At 67.0% G+C, this 233-nt stretch carries 1 pseudogene; it reads left to right on the plus strand.

The window, feature by feature from the left end:
- Positions 1 to 233: pseudogene (locus IO39_RS56485) on the plus strand (IS630 family transposase); the annotation flags it as partial.

Raw genomic sequence — 233 nt, forward strand, 5'->3', positions numbered from 1 at the left:
TGGCGCATCCGTGCCTGGGCTGAGAAGAACAAGGTCAGGCTGCTGTTCACGCCGACCTACGCCTCCTGGGCCAACCCGATCGAGGCGCACTTCGGACCGTTGCGCCAGTTCACCCTGGCCAACTCCAACCATCTCAACCACACCGTGCAGACCAAGGCTCTGCACGCCTACCTGCGCTGGCGCAACGCCCACGCCCGTCACCCCGACGTCCTGGCCGCCCAACGCCGCGAACG

The sequence above is a fragment of the Nonomuraea candida genome (assembly GCF_000725485.1).
In the GTDB taxonomy this organism is placed as follows: Bacteria; Actinomycetota; Actinomycetes; order Streptosporangiales; family Streptosporangiaceae; genus Nonomuraea; species Nonomuraea candida.